The following is a 4,744-nucleotide window of genomic DNA, read 5'->3' on the forward strand; positions in this document are numbered from 1 at the left end:
TTTCCGAACCTATATGCCTTAATTATTAAATATGTTAAAGAGGAATATATCATAATAAATGATGCTCCCCCAATTATACCTAGCTCTGCAAACATCTTAATATAAGAATTATGTGCAGTAAATAGAGTTCTGGTTGCGTAAAGTTCCTTATGAACAGTTATATACTCATAATATCTATAATAGAAATTACCGTTTCCTACTCCAAGTAATGGATGGTCCTTAAGCATTTCAAGACCTGTTCTCCATATCTTTACCCTTGTATTCTCTCCAAGTGATGCAAAATCAAATATTGATAAAAATCTCAACCTAATTCCTGGTACAAGCAATGCCCCTCCTATAAGTACAGGTAATGCAAGTAGCATCTTTCTATATCTAACTATAGCAATTATAGTAAATCCTAGGAAGAATCCAAGCCAAGAACCTCTTGTTTCTGTTAAAATTAAATTTACGAAAAATAATGCAAATACAAGTAGGTTGTATATTCTACTACCCTTTTTCTCTATAAAGCAGATAATTGGATAGAATATAACCATATTTATAGCCGCTCCCCAATAATTAGGATTCTCAAAGGTTGAGTATATTCTTCCTCTATCAAGCATCATACTAGAAGTAGCATCCTTAAAGCTTGATAAATCAAATATAAACTGAGATATTCCAAATAAAGCTGCAACTATCATAACAACATAAAAAATTGCAAGTCCTTTTCGTATAAAGTCGTTATCTGCAACAATTAACACAATATAAAATACTAGTGCATATTCTATAAACCTTATAGCCTCAGATACAACAATTACCTTGTTCTGTGCATATAAGATAGATGCAAGTGAAAGTACTGTAAACAGTATAATAAAAACAGCTAGTACCTTCATATGTGTTGATTTTAATATGTCTAAATACGACCTATCCTTAATATAACATTTAATTATGTATATTATACCAAGAAGTATAGCTAATCCTCCAAATACAGTATCAGCTGATATTGGTATAAATGATATTTTTGTTTTAACTGGAACTAGAGGTACAACTATAATGAAGGTATATAAAATAATATTTAGTATGTTTTTTAGTTTCATAACCTTACTCCTATACCCTAGTAAGCACCTTCTCCAAGTAATACTACTTTAAATGTTTTAAAGAATATTTTTATATCCAGTAAAATACTAAAGTCCTTAACATAGGTTACATCATATTTTATTGTTTCGTGAAGTTCTAGATTACCTCTTCCGTTAACCTGTGCAAGTCCTGATACACCTGGCTTAACTAGTAATCTAATCCTCTCATAGTCATTATATAGGTTTGCTATGTCTGGAATCTCTGGTCTTGGCCCAATTAAAGACATATCACCCTTAAGGATGTTTATAAGCTGTGGAAGTTCATCTAAACTCGTTTTACGAAGGAACTTACCACTTCTTGTAATTCTAGCATCCTGCTTATCCTGGAAAACAAAGTTATCAAGTGACTCTCTGTTTATCTCACGATTAAACATTTTGTCTGCATCCTTAACCATGGTTCTAAACTTGTAAATAGTAAACGGATTACCATTTACACCTACTCTTATCTGTTTAAAAACAGCTTCACCCTTAGAATCCATCTTAATCCATAAAATTAGGATTAAGAATACAGGACTTATTATTATTAATAGTAATAGTGAAAATAAAAAATCAAATAACCTTTTTATAAGTAATTGAAACTTCTTATTTTGTATACTACTTTCTATGCTCTTGAACGATTCTTGTGACTGCATCAATTACATCCTCCACATCCTGAGTGCTCATACTTGGATATAGTGGAAGTGATATCATTCCTTCAAATGCTTTCTCTGCTACTGGGAAGTCACCGTATTTATATCCAAAAGTCTCCATATAATATGGATGAAGATGAACTGGTGTATAGTGTACACTTGTACCTATATTTTCCTCAGCTAAACACTCAATAAATTTATTTCTATCTATTGTTAGCATATCTTCCTTAATTCTTATTACATATAAATGCCAAGCGTGTCTGTTTCCCTCTACTTCGCATGGAGTAATAATCTCATTAAGTTTTCCTAGTGCTTCATTATATCTATCAGCATATTCTTTTCTAATATCCTGCATCTTTTGGATTTTATCTAATTGGCAAAGTCCAAGTGATGCCTGCATATCAGTCATATTGTACTTATATCCAGGATATAGTATATCGTATGCCCATGAACCACCCTTAGCAAATCTGTTCCAAGCGTTCTTACTCATACCATGAAGACTCATAAATCTTGCCTTTTCTGCAACCTCGTCACTGTTAGTTGTAAGCATTCCGCCTTCACCTGTACAGATATTCTTAGTAGCATAGAAACTAAACGCTGCAGTGTCACCTGTAGAACCTATCATATCACCCTTATGAGTTGTATATACAGCATGTGCTGCATCCTCAAGAACTAGTAGATTATGCCTTCTTGCAATTTCTCTAATCCTTTCAAGATCACATGATTGTCCTGCATAGTGAACAGGAACTATAGCCTTAGTTTTTGAAGTTATCTTCTCTTCTATTTTATCCGGGTCAATACACATAGTCTTCTCATCAATATCAACGAAAACCGGTACTGCACCTGAGTGTATTATCGTATTTGAACTAGCTGCAAATGTTAATGGAGTAGTTATTACCTCATCACCTTCACCAATTCCATTAGCAATAAGTGCTATATGTAGCGCTGCTGTACATGAGTTCATAGCAATTGCATGCTTTGCTCCTACGTACTCAGCAAATCTCTTTTCAAATTCTATTGTTTTAGGTCCCTTAGAAAGCCAATTTGACTTTAGGGTATCAACAACAGCTTCTATTTCCTTCTCTTCTATCATTGGAAGAGCGTATGGTAAAAATTCTGCTCTACTCACCTTAAAAACACCTACCTCGACATTTTTGTATTCTTGTTTATTCTATCATAATTTTTGCTTATGTGGAAAGTATAAATACCTTCTAAAAATCCTAGTCCATAACTTCCATGAAGTATTAAAAAGCACAACATAATTCTTGGTATGTGTTTATACTTTTTATTACATGCCTTAACAGCATATACACCTGCAAGTAATGCATATAACCCAAGTACTCCAAAATACATAACTCTTAATATACTTGAGAATATACTTGCTACACCTCCAAGTATTACTCCACATACAAATATTAGAGGAATAAGATGTCTAATTGACGCAGGCTTCTTGTGCTTTTGGATAACCCTAACCTTCCAAAAGCCATATTGATAATATTGTCTCCATAGCTTAGAAAGTGATCCTCTTGTATAGTAATGTGACTCTATACAAGGAGCTAAAAGCATTTTAAATCCTGCCTTACTTACTCTAAAATTCAGTTCATCATCCTGGTTTCTAACAAATTCTTCATCGAATAATCCAATCTTGTCAAAAACCTCCTTCTTATATGCTCCAAATGCAACAGTATCTACAAACTCTTCCTTATCTGAGTATCTGAAAAGTGCATTTCCTACTCCAAATGGTGAACCCATAGCAAGTGAAATAGCCTCTGATAGGTTGTTTTCACTAATATTTATAATTCTTCCACCTACAACAGCAACATTATCATCGCTTAATTTTTCTACACAGTATTTAACGTAGTCCTTATCCATGTAGGCATGGGCACCAAATATAATAATAATCTCACCCTTAGCTTGTTTAATTCCAAGGTTCATAGCTGATGGTGCTACCTTTTTCTCATTTATAACAAGCTTAATATTAGGCTCATTCTTTGAGTAGTTATTAACAATTTCCTGTGTTCTATCAGTAGACATACCGTCACATACTAGAACCTCAATATTTTCTATACCATAGCTTTGACTTGCCATAGAATCTATACACTTTTCAATGTAGTTTTCTTCATTTCTACATGGAATAACTATAGAAACAAACTTCTTTTTAGTATTATCCATTTTATATCTCCTTGAACTATTTATCTGTAATAGTCTTATAGAATTCATTTACTTCACTGAAATTCTTATCTACAGTGTAGTTCTCCAAAACAAACTCTATAGCACTTTTGCCCATCTGCTCTCTTAAATCCCTATTATCAATTAAGGTCTTAATTCCCTGGTATAAACTATTAACGTCTTCCTTCTTAACTAGTATTCCTGTAACCTTGTCCTTTATGGTTTCAGGAAGTCCTCCTGCATCTGTTACAACTACAGGACGACCTACTGCCTGAGCTTCAATTGAGGATACTCCAAAACTTTCATGAATTGATGGAATAACCGCAATGTCCATTTTAGAAAACTCTACTGGAATATTATTAAGACTTAAAAAACCAAGAAACTCAACCTTATCTTCTATATTAAGTTCCCTTGTAAGACTTTTTAACTGCTCCTCCTGTGAACCCTTACCTGCTATCCTTAAACGTATATTATCATACTCAAGTGTTAGCTTATGGAATGCACGTATTAAGTAGTCAATCCCATAGTGTGGTTCTAAGGTCTTAATCGTCCCTATAACAATATTATCCCTGTCCCTATCTACATCTACTGGCTTAAAGATATTAGTATCTACTCCAAATGGAGTTATCATAATCTCCTTATTAGTGTAAAGCTTCGTTTCCCTAGCCATATCACGGCTAGTTGACATTAAATAGTCTGCACTTTTTAGATTATGTTCTAATACCTTTCTTTTTATACTACTGCCCTTAGGGAAGGTGTAGACATCACTTCCCCAAACAGACAGTACATAAGGATGAAACCCACATAGGCTACCAAGAAGTCCATAACTACTTG

Annotated in this window: 5 protein-coding genes; all 5 read right to left on the reverse strand. The window is 33.5% G+C overall.

Features of this window, described 5'->3' with window-relative positions:
* Positions 1 to 1,073 (reverse strand): O-antigen ligase family protein (locus RR539_RS10390; protein WP_332500414.1); only part of this gene is annotated, 1,073 nt, incomplete at its 3' end.
* 17 nt (positions 1,074 to 1,090) lie between these two features.
* The gene (locus RR539_RS10395) at positions 1,091 to 1,744 is read right to left on the reverse strand and encodes a sugar transferase (RefSeq protein WP_332483524.1); all 654 of its coding nucleotides are present in this window, start codon (positions 1,742 to 1,744) and stop codon (positions 1,091 to 1,093) included.
* Positions 1,707 to 2,834 (reverse strand): DegT/DnrJ/EryC1/StrS family aminotransferase, encoded by a 1,128-nt coding sequence (locus RR539_RS10400; protein ID WP_332483542.1) that lies wholly within the window; start codon positions 2,832 to 2,834, stop codon positions 1,707 to 1,709. Before RR539_RS10400 ends, RR539_RS10395 begins: the two co-directional genes overlap by 38 nt.
* Positions 2,835 to 2,881: 47 nt before the next feature.
* Entirely contained in the window at positions 2,882 to 3,913 is a 1,032-nt protein-coding gene (locus RR539_RS10405; RefSeq protein WP_332483525.1) for a glycosyltransferase family 2 protein, read from the reverse strand.
* A gap of 16 nt (positions 3,914 to 3,929) precedes the next feature.
* A partial coding sequence (locus RR539_RS10410; RefSeq protein ID WP_332483526.1) for a glycosyltransferase occupies positions 3,930 to 4,744 on the reverse strand: 815 nt, incomplete at its 5' end.

This window comes from Clostridium sp. (assembly GCF_036639235.1).
Taxonomy (GTDB): Bacteria; Bacillota; Clostridia; order Clostridiales; family Caloramatoraceae; genus Clostridium_AB.